A 529-nucleotide genomic window follows, 5' to 3' on the forward strand; every position below is an offset into this window, starting at 1 on the left:
ATCTTCTGGGATAGAAAGGTCGAGTGTGGAGCGAATAAACTCGTGCGCTAACTCAGTTTTAGGATGAGCAAAAATGTCACCTACCGTGCCTTTCTCGACAAGGCGGCCATCACCAATAATCGCGACTTCATGGCAAATGCTTTTGACCACATCCATTTCATGTGTAATGAGCAATATGGTGATCTTGAGCTTACGGTTAATTTCTTTAAGCAGTTCAAGAATAGATTGAGTCGTTGCTGGATCAAGGGCACTTGTGGCTTCGTCACAAAGGAGTACTTTCGGATCTGAGGCCAATGCACGAGCAATAGTAACACGTTGCTTTTGTCCACCACTGAGATTCGCCGGATAGGTATCGCGTTTATCAGCAAGACCAACGAGCTTGAGCAGTTCTGAGACTTTGCGTTCGATGGCCGTTTTAGCTTTGCCTGCCAGCTCAAGAGGTAAGGAAACATTCTCAAACACCGTACGCGACGAGAGAAGGTTAAAGTGCTGGAAGATCATACCAATGTTGCGGCGAGTTTCACTAAGC

1 protein-coding gene is annotated in these 529 nt (G+C 46.3%); it reads right to left on the minus strand.

Translation table 11 applies throughout. The annotated features are described in order from the left end of the window. Positions 1–529, minus strand: a 529-nt coding sequence (locus GCE9029_RS25500) for an ATP-binding cassette domain-containing protein (RefSeq protein ID WP_157487869.1), incomplete at both ends; no start/stop codon positions are given.

It is taken from the genome of Grimontia celer (assembly GCF_900055185.1).
GTDB classification, from domain to species: Bacteria; Pseudomonadota; Gammaproteobacteria; order Enterobacterales; family Vibrionaceae; genus Enterovibrio; species Enterovibrio celer.